The sequence below is a fragment of the Shewanella sediminis HAW-EB3 genome (genome assembly GCF_000018025.1).
Taxonomy (GTDB): domain Bacteria; phylum Pseudomonadota; class Gammaproteobacteria; order Enterobacterales; family Shewanellaceae; genus Shewanella; species Shewanella sediminis.
Genome location: NC_009831.1, coordinates 3,765,213 through 3,787,807 on the forward strand (window position 1 = coordinate 3,765,213; position 22,595 = coordinate 3,787,807).

A 22,595-nucleotide genomic window follows, 5' to 3' on the forward strand; every position below is an offset into this window, starting at 1 on the left:
AAAAAAGGTCGCGCTAAAAATTTTAAGCTTAATACCAACAATCCAATAAAATCGACCATAATTAGTAAAGAACATTTCACAAGATATCGTCCTAAATCACTCAAACACCGCCAAAAATGGAGTTTTTATTCACTTGGCACTGATTATGATATAATCACCGGCTTGCTCGATAAAAATCACTGAATAAATAAACAGGTCCGTAAAATTCGCTATGAAAAAACTTTTGTTTGTCTTGCTCACTATAACCTTGCTGGCGTCTTGCCAGAAGGTAAGTGTGGAACAAACAAAGGTGATACCCGAACCAATAAAGAAAACCACACTTAATGTTGGAACCCTCTATGGTGCACAAATATTTGTGACTACAGGGCAAGGTGAGGCCGGATTCGATTTTGAGATGGCGAGTCGATTTGCTGAATATCTTAAATTAGAACTTAAGATGAAACCTTACTCCAATATCAGCGAGCTTTATCAAGCGCTCGAGAGTGGTGAAGTCGATCTGCTTGCAGCAGGACTTGCCGATACCCCGACTCGACGGGAGAAATTCCGCTTAGGCCCACCTCTGTATCGGGTTAATCAGGTCTTGGTCTATAAGCAAGGAACCCCGATACCTAAAGATGTTTCGACGCTGGAAGATAACATTACCGTTATCACCGACTCCTCTTTTGTTGAAACTCTATCTCAACTGCAAAAACTCTATCCTGAACTGGTGTGGGAGCAGGAGAAAGAGAAAGACAGCGAAGAGCTAATGGCCATGATTGCCAGAGGCGAAATCACCTATACCATCGCCGACTCGAGCACCTTTGAGATCAACAGGCGCTACCTGCCAGAGTTAAGGGCCGGCCCCATTCTTAAAGAGAAACAGGCGATAGTCTGGCTATTGCCACCGAAAAACAGCGATCAACTCATGAGTGATCTGCTCACATTCTGGCACTATGAGAAACGCTCGGGCACCCTTGCACACCTCAATGAAAAGTATTTCGCCCATGTCAAACGCTTCGATTATGTCGATACCCGTGCATTTCTCAGGGCTATCGATAACAAGCTACCGAAATATAAGGAAAGTTTTCAACATTATGCCAATGGTATCGACTGGCGAAAGCTTGCCGCCACCGCTTATCAGGAATCTCACTGGAATCCGAATGCCCGCTCGCCAACCGGGGTGAGAGGCTTGATGATGCTGACACTTCCGACGGCAAAACAGGTTGGTATAAAAAATCGACTCGACCCGATACAGAGTATCAAGGGAGGAGCGAAGTACCTCAATGATATTCTTAACCGGTTACCCGACTCTATCCCTGAAAATCAGCGAATGTGGTTTGCCTTAGCCTCCTACAATATCGGCTATGGACATGTCGAAGACGCGCGTAAACTGGCACAATCGATGGGACTGAATCCCAGCGCTTGGCGGGATCTGAAAGAGGTCCTCCCCCTGCTTCACAAACGTAAATACTATCAACGCACCCGATACGGCTATGCCCGTGGTAATGAGGCCGTTCACTATGTCGATAGTATCAGGCGCTATTATGATACGTTAGTCTGGGTAGATAACCAGAACCAACTCTTGATAGATGAAAAAGCATCGGCCGAAGAGTCTCAGCTCGCTGAGAAAATCGGAGGCAAGCAAGAGAACCTATCGGGTGCCCAGCCCCAATAAATAGTAGCTAATAACAATAAATACAAGGATGATTGTCATGAAAAGAAAACTGATAAATAAGGTGTCGTCGAGACGCAGAACACTACTCAAATCGAAACACCTTCGCACGATGAACAGACAGAAGCAGTTCTTCGTATTTATTCAGCCATCGAGCTGAGCCTAAAAGCCATGGATTCTGAAACACGCTACGGGCTTCGCGGCTAAAGCCGCTCCTACAATTAATGCGCTGCCATGTAGGATCGGCTTCAGCCGGGAAAGGTAATAAAAGGATCGTGAAATACTCCAATCGGGCTGCCTCGGATCGCGCAGCCTCACTCTCCCAAAAGCTCTCAAACATAAAACCCTGGATTCTGAAGCAAGTTCAGAATGACGGCTAAAAGGTAAAGCACTCAAGCCAAACACACAAACACGAGGGGCTAGCTAGCCGGGTCATTGCTATCATTTTTCAATGCTTCTAACCGCTTCAGCTCCCTTTTCTGCTCTTTCTTCTCCTTGCGGCGCCGACGGAAAAATTGACTCAGCTGCTCACTACATTCCTGCTCGAGTACACCATTGTTTACCTCCAGCTGATGGTTAAATCTCGGGTGCCTGACCAGATCGACAACGGAGCCTGCTGCCCCGGTCTTCTCATCTTTAGCACCAAAAACCAATCGTGAGACTCGTGAATGCACCATGGCTCCGGCGCACATGGCGCACGGCTCAAGCGTCACATAGAGGGTCGTATCGAGCAGGCGGTAATTCTCAACAAGCCTGCCAGCCTCACGCAAACACTGCATCTCGGCATGCGCACTGGGATCGTGCTGTCCAATGCAATCATTTGAGCCAACCGCGACCACCTTATCGTCCTTTACCAGAACGGCGCCCACAGGTACTTCCCCCCTCGCCTCGGCTTCGGCAGCCTGCAGCATGGCGAGTGCCATAAAATGGATATCTCTATCTAGTTGAGTCAAGCTTTACTCTCCAAAAAAACTTATCTCTCATTATACCAATGATATCCATTCAATCGAACGAATAAATTCTAACTATACTGATAAGAGAAATTCGCTCATATGGCAGCCCGATGCTTACCCGCTATAGTAGACAATTGTTTGTACTTGTATTCTCAGCGATACTGACTCTGGTTATTATCCAAGGTACGACTCAAGTTGATAACGTGATGACTATCGAGTCCGGCATGGAAGCTGTCAGAGTCATTATCTGCTTAGTCATGCTGTTTTTAATCGAATCCACTAATGACCAACGACAAATTTACACACCTCTGTTATTTGGCATAAGCGCGCTTTACCTGGGTAATCTGCTTAATTTTTTGGATGACATTTATGATTTAGGTCGACCGCAAATCGCCCTTATCGAAGACCTGTTTGAAACCGCCGGGTTAATCAGCGTACTGGTCGGAGTCACTTTATGGGCACAGCATCATCAAAACCAGATCAAATATTTATTGAAACTGTCGAGAATCGACCCTCTAACCGGCCTACTCAATCGACGCGCAGCCATAGCTGCAATTAAAGCTTATGGGAAAGAGGACGTTCAGGAGCCGGGCAATACTTCCCCAAAGGAGTGGAGTTTCAAACATGAAGCTGACAAACCGATACACTGTGTCATGATACTGGACTTAGACCACTTTAAGGGGGTGAATGATACCTTAGGTCATGATGCAGGGGACAAGTTACTCTGTGACATCTCGAGTCTTTTGCAGCAACAGAGTCAAAATGATTGCATCATTGCGCGCTGGGGAGGAGAGGAATTTCTGGTCTATCACAGAGCCAATTCGAAGGAGGAGTGTTTAGATCTCGCACTATCTCTCAAGTATAAAATCGGTCATCACCCTTTTAGTTATGATACCACCCCAATCAAGGTTACCGTCAGCATCGGTGTAAGCACCTACTCTGCAGAGGAGTTCTATCTATTCGAAGCGATCAAACATGCCGATACAGCCTTGTATCAAGCAAAGGCTGCGGGCAGAGATTACGTACAGATGGCTCAATAAAAAGGGCTGACGTATTGATACGTCAGCCCACTATCTACTACTTAAAATTAATGAATCTACTACTTAAAATTAATTATTCCCATTCGATAGTCGCAGGCGGCTTACCTGAAATATCGTAAACAACACGGGAGATCCCATCAATTTCATTAATGATCCGGTTCGATACGCGACCCAGGAAGTCATAAGGCAGATGCGCCCAATGAGCCGTCATGAAGTCGATCGTTTCAACCGCGCGCAGTGAAACCACCCAATCATATTTACGGCCATCACCCATGACGCCAACGGAGCGAACAGGTAAGAATACCGTAAATGCCTGACTCACTTTATGGTAAAGCTCGGCTTTATGCAGCTCTTCGATAAAGATGGCATCGGCTAAACGAAGCAGATCGCAGTACTCTTTCTTCACTTCACCAAGAACACGGACACCAAGACCCGGTCCGGGGAACGGATGACGGTAGAGCATGTCATAAGGCAGACCTAATTCCAGACCTATCTTACGCACCTCATCTTTAAACAGCTCACGAAGTGGCTCAACAAGACCCAGCTCCATATCATCGGGTAAGCCACCCACATTGTGATGTGACTTAATGACATGTGCCTTACCAGTGGCACTACCGGCTGATTCAATCACATCTGGGTAGATGGTACCTTGCGCCAACCACTTAGCATTTTTGCACTTCTTAGATTCTTCATCGAAGATCTCAACGAAGACATGACCGATGATTTTGCGCTTAGCTTCAGGATCGGCTTCGCCCTTCATCGCATCTAGGAAACGATTTTCAGCGTTCACATGAACAATATTGAGTCCGAAGTGGTCACCAAACATATCCATCACCTGGTCAGCTTCGTTAAGACGAAGCAAGCCATTGTCGACAAATACGCAAGTCAGCTTGTCACCGATAGCACGGTGTAACAACATAGCCACAACCGATGAATCGACGCCGCCAGACAGACCCAGGATAACCTCATCATCGCCGATCTGTTTCTTCAAACGCTCAACTGCATCTTCGATAATCGATGTAGGTTTCCAGTTAGCTTCACACTCACAGATGTCCAGCGCGAAGTGCTCCAACATACGTTTACCCTGACGGGTATGTGTCACTTCAGGGTGGAACTGCACGCCATAGAACTTCTTATCTTCATTGGCCATTGCGGCATGAGGACAAGTCTCGGTATTGGCGACGGTAACGAACCCCTCTGGAATATCTAAAACCTTATCACCGTGGCTCATCCATACATCGAGTAGCGGCTTACCAGACTCGCTGATAGCATCTTCGATACTCTTGAATAACTCACTGGGTTCCTGAATTTCAATTTGGGCATAACCGAACTCGCCTTCACCTATCCCTTCAATGACCTTACCACCCAGCTGCTCTGACATGGTCTGCATGCCGTAACAGATCCCCAATACAGGCACGCCTGCATTGAAAACATATTCAGGTGCTCGAGGTGACTCATCGGCGGTCACGCTTTCAGGGCCGCCGGCTAAGATAATACCGTTAGGGGCGAACCCTTTAATTTGTGCTTCGGAAACATCCCAAGCCCATAACTCACAATAAACACCGATTTCACGGATACGACGGGCGATTAACTGAGTGTACTGAGATCCAAAGTCCAGGATCAGTATCTTATGCTCATGAATATTGCTCATGGGAAACCTTTATTTCATCTATCTAATTTGTTGGTATCAATCTCAGGTTTAGATAAAACCCCTGAGACTGGCATAAAAAGGGGGATAAAGAATGGGCGACACACTGTCGCCCATTATCACCGGTTTCTATGAACCAGGACTGTAGTTCGGAGCTTCTTTACTGATGGTCACATCATGAACATGCGACTCACCCATGCCCGCAGAGGTAATTTTTACAAACTCTGCTTTTTCATTCATATCTTTAATAGTTGCACAGCCGGTGAGGCCCATACAAGAGCGCAGACCGCCCATATGCTGATGAATGATCTCTTTAAGTTTACCTTTGTAAGCGACGCGACCTTCGATACCTTCGGGTACCAGCTTGTCAGCCGCATTATCACTCTGGAAGTAACGGTCTGATGAACCTTGACTCTGATTCATTGCGCCTAACGAACCCATACCGCGGTATGACTTATAGGCACGACCATTATGGAGCTCAGTTTCACCCGGCGCCTCATCGGTACCGGCGAACATTGAACCTGCCATGATGCAAGATGCACCAGCGGCTAATGCCTTGGCCAAGTCACCAGAGAATCGAATTCCGCCATCGGCAATAACAGGGATATCTAAGTGCTTAATTGCAGCTGCGGCGTCAGAAACGGCAGTAATTTGCGGTACACCAACACCGGTAACGATACGGGTAGTACAGATAGAACCAGGACCAATTCCGACCTTGACAGCGTTAACACCGGCTTCGACTAGGGCTAAGGCACCTTCTGCAGTCGCAACGTTTCCGCCAACAATCTGTAGTTCAGGATATTTAGCACGAGTATCGCGTATACGCTGTAAAACACCTTCAGAGTGACCATGAGAGGAATCGATAAGCAGAACATCAACACCCGCTTGAACTAAGGCATCTACACGCTCTTCGTTACCCGCACCGGCACCAACGGCAGCACCGACACGCAGGCGGCCTAACTCATCTTTACATGCATTAGGTTTACGCTCGGCTTTTTGGAAATCCTTAACGGTAATCAAACCCTTAAGCTTAAAATCACCATCGACAACGAGAACCTTCTCAACACGGTGAGAATGCATCAGTGCCTGAACTTCATCTAACTTAGTTCCTTCAGGTACAGTAACCAGACGATCTTTCGGTGTCATCACCTCATCGACGGTAAGGCTCCAGTCAGTCACGAAACGAACGTCACGACCGGTAATGATACCGACAAGTTCATTGGCTTCGTTAACAACAGGGTAACCGGCAAAACCGTTCTTCAGGGTTAACACTTTAAGGTCTGCGAGTGTCGTTGTAGGCGTAACAGTTACAGGCTTTTGAACGATACCGGCTTCATAGCTTTTAACTTTACGAACTTCTTCGGCCTGCTGCTCAATCGTCATATTCTTATGAATAAAGCCTAAACCCCCTTCCTGTGCGATAGCGATCGCCAGGCGTCCTTCGGTTACGGTATCCATAGCCGCAGAGACAATTGGGGTATTAAGCTCTATCTTAGTGGTCAGACGAGTCTTGAGAATGGCAGTATTAGGGAGTACAGTCGAATGTGCAGGAACAAGTAACACATCATCAAAGGTAAGCGCATCTTTCTTTAAACGTAGCATTTAGCAACATCTCCCCATATAGGTAGGATTGGTGGTGAAATATTGCGGCGGGATTATACCTTGCATATTCACCTTGGTAAATGGAAAATGGTAAAAAAGTGCCATTAGACGCCAAATTAGTATGAAAATGCCAAAAAATAACGTTTATACCGTATCCCGCCTGAATGGCGAAGTACGTCAACTACTCGAAGGTGAATTGGGAAAAATTTGGCTCAATGCCGAAATTTCAAACTTTGCCGCCCCCGGTTCTGGGCACTGGTATCTGACACTCAAAGACAACTTTGCCCAGATCCGTTCGGCCATGTTCAAAGGCCGAAACCGCAGTGTCACCTTTAAGCCTGTCAATGGCCAGCAGGTATTGGTAAAAGGCTCGATTAGCGTCTACGAACCCAGAGGCGACTACCAGCTCATCATCGAGTCCATGCTTCCCGCCGGAGATGGCCTGCTCGCGCAGCAATATGAAGCGCTCAAGATGAAGCTGGCCGCAGAAGGGCTCTTTGCGGCGGACACCAAGCGCCCAATGCCAACAAATATTCAAAAAATTGGGGTTATCACCTCCGCGACCGGCGCGGCAATAAAAGATGTACTCCATGTACTGGCAAGGCGAGACTCCAGTATCGAAGTCGTCATCTACCCGACTCAGGTCCAAGGCGATTCGGCCTCTAAAAGCATCTGCAAGGCCATTCAAACCGCCAACGCAAGGCAGGAGGTCGATGTACTGCTACTGACCCGAGGTGGCGGTTCGCTGGAAGATCTCTGGTGTTTCAACAATGAAGACCTTGCCCATGAGATATACAACAGCGCCCTTCCCATCGTCTCTGCGGTTGGTCACGAAGTCGATACGACTATCAGTGACTATGTTGCCGATGTCAGAGCCCCAACGCCGTCTGCTGGCGCTGAGCTCCTCTCCGGGGATGCCGAGAATAAATCCGAAAAGCTCGCCACCTTCATCGCACGACTTAAACAGAGCTGGCAGCATTACCAGTTGAAAACCGAGCAGCGCAGCCGCTCGCTGGAAAATAGACTCCACAGACAAGATCCTAAGCGAAAACTGGAGCAGTTTCAGCAGAGCTTCGATGAGATACAGATACGCCTCAACGCCGCACTCAACGACAAACTGCACAAGTCGACGCTGCAGCAGCAGAGTTTAAGTTACAGGCTTAATCAGCAGTCCCCACAGCACAGGTTAACGTTAGAGTCGAAGCACCTGGATTATCTTACGGCGCGCTTAAATGAGGGCATAAAGGGGAAGCTCAACGATGTCGAGATGAGCCTTAAAAACAGCGCCCATCAACTGGAAACCGTCAGTCCGTTGGCCACTCTGAGTCGCGGTTACAGTATCACCCAAGATGAAAGCGGAAAGGTACTGCTGAGCTCCAAAGACACTCAGGCAGGCGATACGATCACCACACGACTTCTCGATGGAGAGGTGAAATCGACAGTGATTTAGGTCGGCTTGTCGGGTATCAGGTGAAATTTAGTTTCGGCAACACCAGCTCATCAATATGCGATAAGCTGGTGTTGCTTAGAAGCTAATGACCTTGTCGCTATCTATAACCCAATCAGACAGCTCTTGCATTGTTGATTGCTCTGCACCCTCAAAATAGGGTTGATTCTTAAAAATGCCACAACGCGCCATACAGGTGCCACAAACCTTTACACTCGCCCCACTGACAATTAACTCCCTGAGCATTTGTCCAAGATCTTGATCATAATTTTCTGGCGGCCTACAGACATCCCGAGCCATATCAACGGCATCGTTCATCAGAAAAATTCTCAACTCCTCCCCCCCTTCAATTAACTTGTTGGCTAACCGAAGTCCATTCCAGGTTACATCGGTAGAATCATAGGGTTCACGATTAAAGATGATAAGATTTTTCATATAGTTTCCCTGTATTTTTTTATATTAGCGCCATGCAAGCAAGCCGAAGTGATAGGGGCAACAATCAGCTAAATCAATCGCTTGAATATGTTTAAAACCTGCCGCCTCTATCCATTCGCAGCACTGCTCCGGGCTGGGACGGATCTCCAAGGCCGGACCTCGTGGTGTCGGTATATCACCTCTCCAATGGATCACCGAGAGACAACCTCCCACCTTTAACGTTCTATACGCTTCCCTGAGTAAATCGACCGGGTCGTCCAGATGCAATAAGTTATAGATCATGGCTCCTGATTGAGTTTGATCGGATAAACCAGTGCCAAACTGCACAAAATCGCGTTTTTCGGCCTCTATATTGTTTAGGCAATGCTCCGCGCTTAACTGGTTTATTCTGTGGATCATGTCCGGTTCGATATCCAGCGCCTTCAATGTGCCGGTAATACGTTGACTTGCAGGCAATGTAAACGTGCCGTATCCACAACCAAATTCAACCCAATCACCGTTAAGAGTATCTTGGGGAAGTAACCTTTCTATAGCCTTGTCCACCTCAAAAAAGCTAGCCCAGCTATCTTCTTCTGGCATTCCACTTTCACGCGCTTTCATAGCAACCTTATTCAAATGATCTTTTGAATAAGGTTATCACTTCAATAATTTTGTCTTCAAGTATTCTTTTGAATATAATAAGCCAATGACTAAAGAGATAAATAAAATGAGCCAGTTTAAGAAGTCCCTCAATGAGCAGTTTTCTGTCATTGCCAAGGCTATGAGTAACCCAAACCGCCTGGAGATGCTGGAGTTTTTAGCCCAGTGTGAATACTCCGTCGATGATCTCGCAAAGGTCATGGGGTTGAGCGTAGCCAACACTTCACATCACCTTCAGCAACTGCGGCTCGCAGGGTTAGTTGCCTCTCGAAAAGAAGCCCAACGCGTCTTCTATCGTTTGAAGGGAGATGGTGTTGTAGAGCTGATGGCGAGCATGAAGCGTGTTGCGGAAAGCCATGTTACTGAGGTAAAAGAATTAGTTAATACTTATTTATACTCTAAAGATGAGATGGAGCCTATTCCCCGCGAAGAACTGTTAAAAAGGGCATCAGAAGGCTCCGTCACTGTGATTGATGTTCGTCCTTCGGTAGAGTACGCATCGGGGCACTTACCCGGAGCGATTAACCTTACAGTCGAAGAGCTTAAGAAGCAGTTTTCTGTAATCGAACCTAACCAAGAGGTTATCGCCTACTGCCGCGGCGCACACTGTATTCTGGCTTTTGAAGCAGTAGAATTTTTGCGTTCTAAGGGATTTCAAACACGACGACTCGAGGATGGCTTCCCCGAGTGGAAAAGTGCCGGCTTCCCCATTAATTAAATAGCAGTTCATACCTTAGCCCATGCAGCCAGCAGTTGATGCGCAGCATCGGCTCTGTGAAATACAGGGAGCTCGATGCTTTACAAGAGAGTCGACCGACAAGCTCAATGCTCACAGCCTAGTGCTGGAAATATAAGTCTACTTGTATAAAGACAGGGCTTAAGAAATTAGACGGGAGGTTTACAGCGGAAGGTACAACTTCGGGCTACTCTCAATGGTAAAGAGTACACTCGGGATAGGTCGCGGCTGCGCGCGGCCAATCCTTATTGTTAGACATCGACATTACTACTTCTGAGACACTAGACGCGCCCACTTTACGTCGTCTTTGTTCTTGAGGATGCTTGGCTGATCTTCCAACATGAAGATACACTCCAACCCCAACTTTTTGGCTTGCTTTACGGTATGGTTCGCATCTGTTTGGTACACGTGCGTCCCCATACCGGGAGGACCATTCCGAAGTGAAAAAGCACATATTCCACCACTGTTCAGAAGAGATGCAAACCGTTTCATTGCCAGTGCTCCCTCAGCTTCATTAAGATGATGCCAAACTCCAATGACGAGAATTAAATCAAATTTACTTTGATCAGATCTCAGGCACTCTATCATTGGCAAACTACCATTTAGCCATGTTATTGGGAGAACTGAATATTTAATACGCGCAGCGTCCAAAAACTCAGTCATTGGCTCAACTGCCACGACCGAATAGCCTAACTCTGCTAGTGCTGCAGAATTTTGACCTGCGCCCGCGCCTACATCCAGAACTAGCCCAGAGATGGGAGGCAAAAAGTCAATGAAGTCTTTGCAGGCTTCATTGAAGCTTAATGACTGGCTACTTTCGATAAAACAACTAACAAATCTACCGTAACCTTTTGTACCTGGGATTTCGCTCATATTTTGTCTAAACATACCAACGCCCTAATAATGGGAGAAAAATGGTTTGCTAAAATGTTGATGAACGAAAACATAGAACTGTTTTTATTCTTATTTATTATCTTGTTACCTTGCTAAACTCTTACTTTAGATAAAAGCATAAATAAGAAAAACACCAAATCCCGCGGAGACTAATCCGCCCAAACGAGCATATGGTTTAACCTTAGTAATAACCCAATTCATTAACTGTTGAAAGCTGCTACGGCCAATTACTGTTATAAGTATCGCTGCGGTTAGTGAAAGCCAACCAAATATCTCAACTATGATTGGAAACTTGGATATATTTGACTGCAATATTAAACAGATACCAAGTATCACTCTTACGACAACAGCTAATATATGAATCCATAGCTTCTCTTTATTGGACTCCAGAAAATCAATAATCACCTTTGGACTAATAGTTAGTATTGTTCCAGCTATTACAATCAAAAGTCCAAAGACAATGATAAATAGACTCATGCGCAGACTCCTTTTGCAACTAACAACTTATTCAATAATAGCAGCAGGATAACGTTCCCGTCTGCTTGGTTATTACGGCTTAACCAACACCACTAAGCGCTTGTTGTAAATGGATTATCAGTTTACGAAATTCAAAACCCCCAACAAGAGTTACCAGAGAAGAAAATACCTCCTTCTTTATGTGAACTGTGTAACTTATTTAAGCATCTTTTTATCACGTCTTATTTGGTAAGAATCACAACTTCTCACCTTAAAGCTGAAATCGAAGAAACATAGATAATCGGTGTAAGTGAGCTTGAGGGCTTCGATTTCAGGGTGAGGTATCACAAGGTGATGCTCTTCGAACGAGAGGCAAGGATGCCGAACTGGCAGTTAAACAAGGATGTTGATTGAAATCGCAGAGTGCCCAGGGATGACTCTTTTTGAAATCAAGAACCAACGCTCTGAGAGGTTACTTACACATAAGGTCGTTCATCGGCATCCTGCCTTCACGACATTTGTGCATCCCTGCACGGCACACGCTGCAAGCGATAGATAACAATGAAGGTACGACCTTCAGCGTACTCCGCAATACCCAACACACCAAGAGTAACCAAAAAAATGCCCCCCTTCATTCCAAGGGCCGATAACTTGGTAGACAGAAACACCACAGATGCTAAAATGTCGCCCTATTTATTTCAACAACTGGATATCGGTAATGCGCGTTAGCAAGTACCTGCTTTCAACACAAAAAGAGACCCCTGCAGATGCAGAGGTGATCAGTCATCAATTAATGTTACGTGCCGGCATGATCCGTCGTAACGCTTCAGGCCTTTACAGCTGGTTGCCGACAGGACTTCGTGTGCTGCGCAAGGTAGAAGCTATCGTCCGTGAAGAGATGAATAAAGCCGGTTCTGTTGAAATCCTGATGCCTATGGTTCAGCCTGCTGATCTTTGGGTTGAGACGGGTCGCTTCGAAAAATTTGGTCCCGAGCTGCTTCGTTTCCAGGATCGCCATAACCGTGACTTCGTTCTTGGCCCTACTCACGAAGAGGTGATCACGGATATCGTGCGTAAAGAGGTTAACTCTTATAAGCAGTTGCCGCTGAATCTGTTCCAGATCCAGACTAAGTTCCGCGATGAAGTACGTCCACGTTTCGGTGTGATGCGTTCACGTGAATTCTTGATGAAAGATGCTTACTCTTTCCACTTAGATCAAGAGACCATGGACGAGACCTACGAGACAATGTTCCAGGCATATAACAACATTCTGACTCGCTTAGGTTTAGCATTCCGCCCGGTAATGGCAGACACGGGTTCTATCGGTGGCAGCATGTCACACGAGTTCCATGTACTGGCGAACAGCGGCGAAGACCTGATCGCCTACTCTACCGAGAGCGATTACGCGGCCAACATCGAAAAAGCCGAAGCGCCTATGCCAACTGAGACTCGTCAAGCCCCTGCGCTTGAGATGAGCCTGGTTAACACACCAAAGGCTAAGACCATCGCCGAGTTGGTTGAGCATCACGGCATCGCCATCGAAAAGACGGTTAAGACCCTTATCGTTAAAGGTGCAACCGAAGAAACACCTCTGGTCGCCCTCGTTGTTCGTGGCGATCATGAGCTTAACGAAGTCAAGGCCGAGAAGATCCCTGCGGTACTGGCTCCGTTTGAGTTTGCAGACGAAGCCGATATTCGTAAGGCTGTTGGTGCAGGCCCTGGTTCTATCGGTCCTGTTGGCCTCGAGATCCCTGTCTATATCGACCACGGCGTTAAAGTGATGAGCGATTTCGGCGCAGGTGCAAACCAAGATGATAAGCACTACTTCGGCATCAACTGGGAACGCGATCTTCCAGAGGCTGAAGCATTCGATCTGCGTAACATCATCGAAGGCGAAGCCAGTCCTTGTGGTCAAGGTACTATTGCTCTACTTCGCGGTATCGAAGTGGGTCATATCTTCCAGCTGGGTAAAAACTACTCTGAGGCGATGAACGCTAACGTTCTCGACCACAATGGTAAGGCGCAAACCCTGTTGATGGGTTGCTATGGCGTGGGCGTTAGCCGCATGGTTGCCGCTGCGATTGAGCAGAACCACGATGACCGTGGTATCACCTGGCCGGATGCTATTGCTCCATTCAGAGTGGGTATCTTACCGATGAACATGCATAAGTCTCATCGTGTTAAAGATATGGCTGAAAAGCTCTATCAAGACATGCAGGACGCAGGTTTCGAAGTACTGTTCGATGACCGTAAAGAGCGTGCCGGTGTGATGTTTGCCGATATGGAACTTGTCGGTCTGCCGCACGTTGTCGTGATTGGCGACCGTAATATCGATAACGGTGTGTTCGAGTATAAGAACCGCCGCACGGGTGAGAAGCAAGAGATCCCATTCGATCAAATTATCGACTTCCTTAAGTCAGCTAAGTAAGAAGCTTTACTTAAGCAAGACAGAAGACAAGAATTAGTAAAACGCCCTCAGGTTTCTGAGGGCGTTTTTTTATGACTGGATTTAGCTCAAATAACCACAGGTCGCCAAGAGCTATCTCAGATCTTCAATCACGATACCGTCATCGCTCAGACTCCCAGGGGCGACAAGCTCAACATAACCCGTGAGCTTAGTGATGGCCTTCATCGTCTGAGCGACTCGAGCCATATCAACATCGCTGCGCCCGGCATCACTCACCTCACAGTGCAACGTCATCTGATCATTATCATCGATATTTGTCACCACTAATCTCACCTTAGCCAGCTCGCCATGAGATAGCCTGATCCGTTCGACCTGCTCGGGGTGAATAAACATCCCCTTAACCTTAGTGGTCTGGTCTGCGCGTCCCTGCCAGCCTCTGATACGCATATTGGTTCTGCCGCACGAGCCGGCTCCGGGCATGATTGATGACAGATCGCCGGTGGCGAAACGAATAAGGGGATAATCCGGGTTAAAGCTGGTCACCACCACTTCGCCAATCTCACCATCTGCCACCAGCTCCTGACTACCCGGCCTGACAATCTCCACCAGTATATCTTCTGCGACAACCAATCCACTGCCAGGGCAAGTCTCATAGGCGATTAAACCGATATCGGCGGTAGCGTAGGCCTGGCTTACCGATATTCCGGTCGCTTTGAATGTGGCTTGCAGCGACGGTGTCAATGCTTCACCCGACACCAGCGCCTTAGTCATCGAGGAGATATCTCTTCCCTGCTCTTTCCCCTTCTGCAGTAAAATATTCAGAAAAGAGGGCGTGCCACTGTACCCTTCGGGTCTGAGCTGCTCGATAATATCCAACTGCAGCTCCGTCTGCCCCGGACCTGCGGGGATCACGCTGCAGCCACAGGCCTTGGCACCCGAGTCCATGATAAATCCACCGGGACTGAGATGATAAGAGAGGCAGTTTTGCACCCGCTCCCCCGCACGAAAACCCGCCCCATAGAAGGCGGCCCCCATACGCCACCAATCTTTGCTGTCGTGCTCGGGCTCAAAAATTGGGCCGGGTGATTGAAAAATGCGACTCGGCGTCGAGCTTGACGCATTGAGCCCGGCAAAGGGCATATTCTTAGCCTGCAGGCCAATCAGATCCGATTTTCTCGTGACAGGCACAGAGGTTAATGACTGCCTACTCGAAATAGCTGTCACATCGATATCATTAAGGATATGCCGATAGTGGTCACACTCCTGTTTGGCATAAGCCAGAAACGTCGGTAAACGAGCGAGCAGATCACACTCTCGCTGTGCTGGGCTCTGCAACTCATTAGGATCATATACGCTATTCATATCACCTTCCTCTTATCATCCTTTTTATAAAACCAAGGTTAAAACCAGTGCTACAACCAGCGCTTACGACGCTTATAAGACTTTAAATTTTTGAAACTTTTTCTCTTATCGTTACCACCACCTAAGTAGAACTCTTTCACATCTTCGTTACTCAGCAGTTGCTCGCTGGTGCCGTCCAATACGATTTTTCCGGACTCCATGATATATCCGTAGTCGGCAGCCTTAAGGGCATAATTGGCATTTTGCTCCACCAGCAGCATAGTGATCCCCTGCTCCTTGTTGATCTTATCTATGATCCCGAACACCTCCTTCACCAACAGAGGTGATAACCCCATTGAGGGCTCATCGAGACAGATCATCTTAGGGCGTGCCATCAAGGCACGGCCAATAGCCAGCATCTGCTGCTCTCCGCCAGAGAGGTATCCGGCCAGCCCCGTCCGCTCCTTTAGGCGCGGAAAATAACTGAATACCATCTCGATATCCTGATTGATCTGATTATCACTTCGGGTATAGGCGCCTAATTTAAGGTTTTCAATCACCGTCATATCTTCAACGATACGGCGTCCTTCCATGACCTGGAATACGCCGGAACGAACGATCTCATCGGCATTTTTTTTATCTATCTGTTGACCCATGAAGCTAATATCGCCACGGGTAACATCACCATTTTCTGTTTTCAGTAAACCGGAGATAGCCTTAAGCGTAGTGGACTTTCCGGCGCCATTTGGTCCTAACAGGGTGACTATCTTGCCCTTTGGAACCTCAATGCTCACGCCTCTGAGCACCTGAATAACATCATCGTAGACAACTTCGATATTATTAATGGATAACACGGGTGTCGATGGCTGGATCTGAGCTGCTTGTGTCATACATACCCCCTAAAAAAAGAGGGGCGTAACTAAGTTACGCCCAAAAAGATTAATACCCTAACCAGTCAACACGACGTTCGAGGGTCACCTGATCGGCCTTCTCGACGCGAATATCACCGCCGTTGAAATTCCCCTTATAGATATTCACCTGGTTGATGCCACGGTGATCTTCCGGAGTCCAGGTCGCTGCCAAACACACTCCTTCGAGTCCCTTAGGTACCCAGTTTTTCTGGGCATACATGCCTTTTTTAACATTCTCACCGGTCACACCGCCGTTTGCCTTGGCCCACTCCATCGATTCTTTCATGAAGAAGGTTGAGCAGACCCCGCGAATGTAATGGTGCAGACGCTCTTCACTGCCTGAGCTGTCAGACATCTTCGAGATCTCACGCACCAGCTTCATACCCGGCACTTCATCGGTCCAAAATGGCGTCATGGTCGGGAAGATATAATCTTTAATCCCCTCGCCTGCCGCTTTAAATACCAGCTTGTCACCGCCCCAGATATTGGACATAAACTGGATCTCGGTGCCGACCGTATTACAGGATTTAATCAGTGACTGTACCGAGCCACCTAAGTTACCGATATAGCCATAGTTAGTTCCCGAGCTTTTCAGGCTCAGGCACTGCGCCTTAAAGTCTCCGGGCTTCATGGAGATAACGACGGCTGGCTGTACTTCAAATCCAAGCTCGGTCGCATACTCGGCACAAGCCGCCTTAGGCGCATTCGGGAAGGGGTGATTAGCACCAATATGGGTAAACTTTGGCTTGCCCTTGGCCCCTTTGGCCTGCCAGTCTTTGGCGGCCCACTGAACCAGACCACGACAGGAGTCGGAGTAGGACGCCCCATAGAAGAAGTTATAGGGTGCAGGTTTCTTGGTGTTGGGATTTAGCCCCTTAGGATCGGTCAGGTGACCCGAATAAGAGGCGGAGAAGACAGGCGTCTGATCTTTAGCGGCAAAGGAGATAAGTGCCTCGGTATCGGCGGTTCCCCACCCCTGCATCGCGACCATATTCTTACGTGACTGCCACTTCTTATATGAGGCGATAGCCTGAGGCACCTTGTAGGCATAATCTATCGTCTCATATTCGAGCTTAGTCCCGCTTATGCCTCCATGGGAGTTGATGTAGGCGAGTGAGTCTCTCACACCATCGGCATAGGGTTTACCCACGAAAGCGGTTGGGCCTGACATATCGGCAAGATGACCGACGAAGATAGTCTCTTCGGCATTGGCCTGACTACTGATGCCAAACACACCGCTTGCGATAGAAGAGGCGATAATCAATTTTTTATACATGTCATATTCCTTCAATATAGTGGCTGTTAGCCGGTACTTTTTTAGTTAGACGTTTGTCGTGACGAGTTAATCGTTAGCAAATGGCTTCGACTGCATAACAAAGTCCTTCTGCGGCTTGCTTTTACACTGCTTGAAACGAACTGCTGCAGCCTCTTGGGGAGCCCTCTTACTCACTCCCCTCGAGCCTGATCCTGCCTAATGTTCATTGCTGATAAAAAAATGGTTAGCTCTTAATAAGAGAACGGATAGAATTTCCAATAGTTCTTTATTTGCGCCCAGCGGTGGGCAAGCCCCTCTGGCTCAAAAATAAGAAACAGGATAATGACCAGGCCGATCGCCATCTCCTTGATATAAGCCAGACCATCGGTCACCATAGGGATGTTGCCCCAGTCGGTGTATTTCATCAGACCGACACCTGTCTCCAACATCTCCGGCAGTAACACCATGAAGATGACCCCCATCAGAGTTCCCTTGATTGACCCCAGGCCACCGATGATGATCATGGCCAGAAACTGTATCGACATGAAAATGGTGAACCCTTCTGCCGAAACATAGCCAAGATAGTGCGCATACAACGCGCCGCCGATCCCGGCATAGAATGAGGAGATGCCGAATGACAGCAGGCGATACTTGTTTAACTTCACCCCCATGATCTCGGCCGAAAGATAGTGGTCGCGTACCGCCACAAACGCACGACCATCACGGCTGCGCATCAGGTTACAGCCCCAGATGTACATGAAGACGAGGGCAAACAGGGCGATATAGTAAAAGCTTTGGTCTGTATCAAACTCGAACCCCAGGAGGTTCACCGGCGCCGCCATAGAGCCCGATGAACCACCGGAGAACCACTCGGCACGAGCAAAAAAGTCTTCGATAATAAACTGAGCCGCCAATGTAGCTATCGCCAGGTAAAGCCCCTTAATACGCGCAGCAGGCATGCCAAACATCATGCCGACCGCCATAGTCAGGAAACCCGCCATAGGGATACACAGGGCTACCGGGATATTAAAGCTGGTGTTGAGCCAGGCCGATGCAAATGCGCCGAAGCCGAAGAAGGCACCATGACCCAAGGAGATCTGTCCGGTGAAACCCACCAAGATATTGAGTCCCAGCGCCGCTATTCCCAGATAAGAGATCTGAATAAATAGGGTTAAAAAGTAACCATCCAAGACAAGCGGTGCCAGACAAGCGGCTGCGATGGCCAGGATGGCCACCAAACGTATGGTCTTGGTTTCGAAAATCGTGTTGTCTTTCTTGTAACTGGTCCTGAAATCCCCGCATGGACGCATTGCCAAACTAGACATAAAAAACTCCTTGAACTGTATTTACAGCCTGCTAGGGCCTGTTTATCTTTCGAGCTTGAATTTACCTGAGAATGTCTTCACACGAGCCTAGATACGCTCGATATCCCGGGTACCAAACAGGCCATAGGGTTTAAACCAGAGGATCACTAACAGCACGTAAAACGGCGCGATGTCATACATGTTGCCTATGTGTAAGTACTGGCTATCGAAGAACTCGGCAACATTCTCTAAGACGCCAATGATCACACCGCCCACGATAGCGCCCACGATGGAGTCTAATCCGCCTAATATCACCGCCGGGAACACCTTGATACCGATGGCAGACAATGAGTCGGAGACCCCATTAACCATGCCTATCACCACGCCCGCCGTTGCCGAAACCGTGGCCGCAATACCCCAGCTCATGGCGAAGACCTGCTTAACGGAGATCCCCAGGCTCTGAGCAACCTGCTGATCGAACGCCGTAGCCCGCATCGCCAGACCATGCTTTGAGTATTTAAAGAAGAAGAAGAAACCCACCATGATGCACAGTGCGATGACAGTACTCATCAGATAGGCCAGTTCAACGTTGAGGCCAAAGAGAGATATAGAGTGAGTATCGAAAACCTTGGGGTAACTCTGCGGAGAAACGCCAAATATCCATTTCGTTAATGACTGAAAGAATATCGACAAGCCGATCGTCACCATGATGACCGAGATAATCGGCTCGCCTATCATGGGACGCAGGACTATCATCTGCAGTAGCACACCAAACAGGGCCATAAAACAGAGGGTCAACAGGAAGCCGACCACGAACGGCAACTCCATATAGATTAGGAACGCCCAACACACCCAGGCGCCCACCAGCAGGAACTCTCCCTGGGCGAAGTTTACAATCTGTGTCGATTTATAGACCAAGACAAAACACATACCCACAACGCCATACAAGAGGCCGACAATCAGGCCGTTGATGATGAGTTGCAGTAGTAATTCAAAATTCATGACGCTCTCCTTTGCTCTATTTCTGTCTCGGATACGCTTGTGGTCTCAATAACCGTTGCCACCTTAAGTTGGGTCTGAATTCGGGACTTACTGCCATCCTGGAAGGTGATCACGGTATCGATATCCACATGAGGTTTATCGTTATAGATAGATGAGATGATGTCGCCGTATTTATCGGCTATCACACCACGCCTGACCTTGCGGGTACGGGTTAACTCGCCATCATCGGCATCGAGTTCCTTATAGAGCAGGATAAATTTACTGATCTTCTGGGCATCGGGCAGAGACTGATTCACTATCTCAATCTCCTCAGACAGCTTTTCATAGACCTCGGGCAGCGATGACAGGTTGGTGTAGTTAGTAAAGGCGAGGCCACGTTGCTCGGCCCATTTAGAGACGATACTGAAACGTATACATAAGATGGCAGACAGATAGGGTCTCTCTTTGCCAAGGATCACCGCCTCTCCGATAAAGGAGGAGAACTTAAGTTTATTCTCTATATATTGAGGAGAGTACTGAATACCCTGGCTCGTTTTAGCTAAATCTTTAATTCTGTCGATAACCACAAGGTGACCCGATGGCTTGAAATAGCCCGCATCTCCTGTATGCATCCACCCCTGTTTCACATCTTCGTCGAATGCCTCCTGATCACCCAGGTAACCGTTGAACATACCTAAGGTTTTGGCGATCACCTCGCCCACCCCTTCGCTGTCACAGTTGATAACCTTAACCTCGGCGCTGTCGAAGGCGACACCGACGCTGTCATAATCCACATCACCTTCCATGTGTATCGTGTAGGCCCCACACATCTCGGTCTGACCATAGAGTTGACGCAGTGGTACCCCGATACTCTGGAAGAACCGGAAAGTATCCGGGCCCATGGCGGCGCCACCAGTTGCTGCAGACTTTAAAAATGAGAAACCGAGTCTGTCTCGCAGCGCCCTCATCAACAGAAGGTCGGCGAAACGGGACTTTCGGCCCTGCTGTAAACTTTTCTGCGCCCTGTTCATGGCGAAATTAAACAGCGCCTGCTTCAGACGGGAAGAGTCCATCATTCTCGCCTGCACATCGGCCAATATTCCCTCCCAGACTCTGGGGGCGAGCAGGACAAAACTGGGACCGATTTCACGCAGATCGGCCATCATGGTCTCCTGCTCTTCTACGAAGTTGACTATCTGCCTGGCGATCAATGCCTGACCCACCGCATACACCTGCTCCATGATCCAGGGCAGAGGCAATACGGAAACATAGTTATCACCCGGCGCACGCGGGTCGGCACGCAGGTATGAGCAGCAGTGGTCGATAAACTTGCTGCCTTGAAGCAGTACAATTTTTGGCTTCGAAGTGGTACCTGAGGTGGTGCAGTAGATGGCGATATTCTCGGCCTTGCCCGCATCGACGAATGCATCGTAGAGCCTGGGCGTCTCTCTGTCGATTCGCTGTCCTAATGCATAGATCTCTTCGACACTGATAAGGCGGGGGTCATCATATTTGCGCATGCCTCGTGGGTCACAATAGACGATACATTTGACGCTGGGGATACTATCTTCGAGCTCAAGTAGCTTGTCACACTGCTCTTCATCCTCGGCAATAACCACGCTGGCATTGCTTCGGTTGAGAAGATAAGCCACCTCTTCATGCAGTGAGTCCTGATAGACCCCCAGAGAGAAACAGCTCATGGCATGGGCCGCAACTTCACCCCATACCCACTCGGGTCTGTTGTCTCCCAGCAGGGCGATGGTGCTGTTTGCCTCTATGCCCATAGAGGACAGGGCCAGGGTCATCCACTTCACTCGGTTATGATAATCTAACCAGCTAAATTCACTCCAGATCCCAAACTCTTTCTCCCGCATGGCAATATCATCGGGCCAGAGTGTGGCGTTATGCCTGAGGATCTTAGGAAAGGTATCCATATCGCCCATATCGAATCGATTGGATGACGCTGCATTTGGCATATTCATTAGCCCACCTCCTGTAACTGCTCGTTCTCTTCTAATCCAAGGTAAGCCTGTCTCACATGTTCATCAGCCATCACCTCATCGGGGAGGCCGCAGATCAGTTTCTTACCAAAATCCAACACCATGACCTGATGAGAGATATCCATCACCACGCCCATATCATGTTCAATCATGACCACAGTGATACCGAACTCTTCATTGAGATCGAGTATGTAGCGCGCCATATCCTCCTTCTCTTCCAGGTTCATTCCGGCCATAGGTTCATCGAGCAAAATAAGTTTGGGCTTTAGGGCGATGGCGCGGGCCAGCTCGACGCGTTTGCGAAGGCCATATGAGAGTGTGCCTGCCACGGCCTTACGCACATGGGAGATATCCAGGAAGTCGATGATCTCCTCTACCTGACGGCGATGAGTCAGCTCCTCTCTTTGAGCCGGAGATGCCCAGTAGAGGGGACCGGTTAACCAGTTATTCTTCATCAGGTGATGTCGGCCAACCATGATATTGTCCAACACCGACATATGGCCGAAGAGGGCGAGGTTCTGGAAGGTGCGGCCGATACCTAAGTCGGCCCTGTCATTGGGCCTTAAATTGGTCACATCGGTATTATCAAAATGAATGGCCCCTTTATTGGGACGATAACGGCCGGAGATACAATTCAACATTGATGTTTTTCCCGCCCCGTTAGGGCCAATGATGGAAAACACTTCGCCTTTGTTTACATCGAAGCTCACATCGGTCAGTGCCTTAACACCACCAAATGCGAGAGATATCTGGTCTACTTTCAGGATAGTTTCTGTCACACCCGTACTCCTTGAACTTCAGTTCGATTCATTAACGACACAACAGTGATGTCACAGTGGTGATTGGCACTAGCCGCGTATTGCATGAGAAACATGAATTAACTCTTGTCAGCCCG

Annotated in this window: 19 protein-coding genes; 5 read left to right on the forward strand and 14 right to left on the reverse strand. The window is 48.2% G+C overall.

Translation table 11 applies throughout. The annotated features are described in order from the left end of the window. The first annotated feature begins 211 nt into the window (after positions 1-211). The gene (gene mltF, locus SSED_RS16340; protein WP_012143454.1) at positions 212-1,654 is read left to right on the forward strand and encodes a membrane-bound lytic murein transglycosylase MltF; all 1,443 of its coding nucleotides are present in this window, start codon (positions 212-214) and stop codon (positions 1,652-1,654) included. A 416-nt stretch (positions 1,655-2,070) separates the two neighbouring features. On the opposite strand, the gene tadA is transcribed toward mltF, so the two are convergent. Continuing rightward, positions 2,071-2,604, reverse strand: coding sequence for a tRNA adenosine(34) deaminase TadA (tadA, locus tag SSED_RS16350; protein WP_012143455.1), 534 nt, complete (start codon positions 2,602-2,604; stop codon positions 2,071-2,073). Positions 2,605-2,738: 134 nt separating this feature from the next. Between tadA and SSED_RS23725 the strand changes: the two genes are divergently transcribed. Beyond that, the gene (locus tag SSED_RS23725; protein ID WP_190273164.1) at positions 2,739-3,644 is read left to right on the forward strand and encodes a GGDEF domain-containing protein; all 906 of its coding nucleotides are present in this window, start codon (positions 2,739-2,741) and stop codon (positions 3,642-3,644) included. Positions 3,645-3,717: 73 nt separating this feature from the next. Here the strand turns inward: SSED_RS23725 and guaA are convergent, their stop codons facing one another. Further along, positions 3,718-5,295 carry a glutamine-hydrolyzing GMP synthase gene (guaA, locus tag SSED_RS16360; RefSeq protein WP_012143457.1) on the reverse strand — a complete coding sequence of 526 codons (1,578 nt, stop codon included), beginning with the start codon at positions 5,293-5,295 and terminating at the stop codon, positions 3,718-3,720. 126 nt (positions 5,296-5,421) lie between these two features. Continuing rightward, positions 5,422-6,894, reverse strand: a complete 1,473-nt coding sequence (gene guaB / locus SSED_RS16365) for an IMP dehydrogenase (protein ID WP_012143458.1) — start codon at positions 6,892-6,894, stop codon at positions 5,422-5,424. Positions 6,895-7,015: 121 nt separating this feature from the next. On the opposite strand from guaB, the gene xseA reads away from it, so the two are divergent. After that, positions 7,016-8,344: an exodeoxyribonuclease VII large subunit gene (xseA, locus tag SSED_RS16370; protein ID WP_012143459.1), complete on the forward strand. Its 1,329-nt coding sequence runs from the start codon at positions 7,016-7,018 to the stop codon at positions 8,342-8,344. Positions 8,345-8,419: 75 nt separating this feature from the next. Here the strand turns inward: xseA and SSED_RS16375 are convergent, their stop codons facing one another. Together SSED_RS16375 and SSED_RS16380 are read right to left on the reverse strand one after the other, a co-directional pair. Then, positions 8,420-8,776, reverse strand: coding sequence for a DsrE/DsrF/TusD sulfur relay family protein (locus SSED_RS16375; RefSeq protein WP_012143460.1), 357 nt, complete (start codon positions 8,774-8,776; stop codon positions 8,420-8,422). Positions 8,777-8,800: 24 nt separating this feature from the next. After that, complete coding sequence (locus SSED_RS16380; RefSeq protein WP_012143461.1) at positions 8,801-9,376, reverse strand: class I SAM-dependent methyltransferase; 576 nt, start codon at positions 9,374-9,376, stop codon at positions 8,801-8,803. Between the two features lie 106 nt (positions 9,377-9,482). On the opposite strand from SSED_RS16380, the gene SSED_RS16385 reads away from it, so the two are divergent. After that, positions 9,483-10,133 (forward strand): ArsR/SmtB family transcription factor, encoded by a 651-nt coding sequence (locus tag SSED_RS16385; protein WP_041421747.1) that lies wholly within the window; start codon positions 9,483-9,485, stop codon positions 10,131-10,133. A gap of 285 nt (positions 10,134-10,418) precedes the next feature. Here the strand turns inward: SSED_RS16385 and SSED_RS16390 are convergent, their stop codons facing one another. Then, positions 10,419-11,039, reverse strand: coding sequence for a class I SAM-dependent methyltransferase (locus SSED_RS16390; protein WP_223295919.1), 621 nt, complete (start codon positions 11,037-11,039; stop codon positions 10,419-10,421). 111 nt (positions 11,040-11,150) lie between these two features. Then, positions 11,151-11,522, reverse strand: a complete 372-nt coding sequence (locus tag SSED_RS16395; RefSeq protein WP_041421748.1) for a hypothetical protein — start codon at positions 11,520-11,522, stop codon at positions 11,151-11,153. 697 nt (positions 11,523-12,219) lie between these two features. Here SSED_RS16395 and SSED_RS16400 point away from each other — a divergent pair. Continuing rightward, positions 12,220-13,929, forward strand: a complete 1,710-nt coding sequence (locus SSED_RS16400) for a proline--tRNA ligase (protein WP_041421749.1) — start codon at positions 12,220-12,222, stop codon at positions 13,927-13,929. Between the two features lie 111 nt (positions 13,930-14,040). On the opposite strand, the gene SSED_RS16405 is transcribed toward SSED_RS16400, so the two are convergent. From SSED_RS16405 to SSED_RS16435, 7 genes are all read right to left on the reverse strand, one after another. Next, the gene (locus tag SSED_RS16405) at positions 14,041-15,270 is read right to left on the reverse strand and encodes a phenylacetate--CoA ligase family protein (RefSeq protein WP_012143465.1); all 1,230 of its coding nucleotides are present in this window, start codon (positions 15,268-15,270) and stop codon (positions 14,041-14,043) included. Between the two features lie 50 nt (positions 15,271-15,320). Next, on the reverse strand, positions 15,321-16,139 hold the full coding sequence (locus SSED_RS16410) for an ABC transporter ATP-binding protein (protein ID WP_012143466.1): 819 nt from the start codon (positions 16,137-16,139) through the stop codon (positions 15,321-15,323). 49 nt (positions 16,140-16,188) lie between these two features. Continuing rightward, entirely contained in the window at positions 16,189-17,436 is a 1,248-nt protein-coding gene (locus tag SSED_RS16415; RefSeq protein ID WP_012143467.1) for an ABC transporter substrate-binding protein, read from the reverse strand. Between the two features lie 230 nt (positions 17,437-17,666). Beyond that, positions 17,667-18,740, reverse strand: a complete 1,074-nt coding sequence (locus SSED_RS16420; protein WP_012143468.1) for a branched-chain amino acid ABC transporter permease — start codon at positions 18,738-18,740, stop codon at positions 17,667-17,669. 87 nt (positions 18,741-18,827) lie between these two features. Then, positions 18,828-19,721 carry a branched-chain amino acid ABC transporter permease gene (locus tag SSED_RS16425; RefSeq protein ID WP_012143469.1) on the reverse strand — a complete coding sequence of 298 codons (894 nt, stop codon included), beginning with the start codon at positions 19,719-19,721 and terminating at the stop codon, positions 18,828-18,830. Then, positions 19,718-21,682 carry a long-chain fatty acid--CoA ligase gene (locus SSED_RS16430; protein WP_012143470.1) on the reverse strand — a complete coding sequence of 655 codons (1,965 nt, stop codon included), beginning with the start codon at positions 21,680-21,682 and terminating at the stop codon, positions 19,718-19,720. The genes SSED_RS16425 and SSED_RS16430 overlap by 4 nt, the downstream gene beginning before the upstream one ends. After that, on the reverse strand, positions 21,682-22,479 hold the full coding sequence (locus SSED_RS16435) for an ABC transporter ATP-binding protein (RefSeq protein ID WP_012143471.1): 798 nt from the start codon (positions 22,477-22,479) through the stop codon (positions 21,682-21,684). The genes SSED_RS16430 and SSED_RS16435 overlap by 1 nt, the downstream gene beginning before the upstream one ends. Positions 22,480-22,595: the final 116 nt, after the last annotated feature.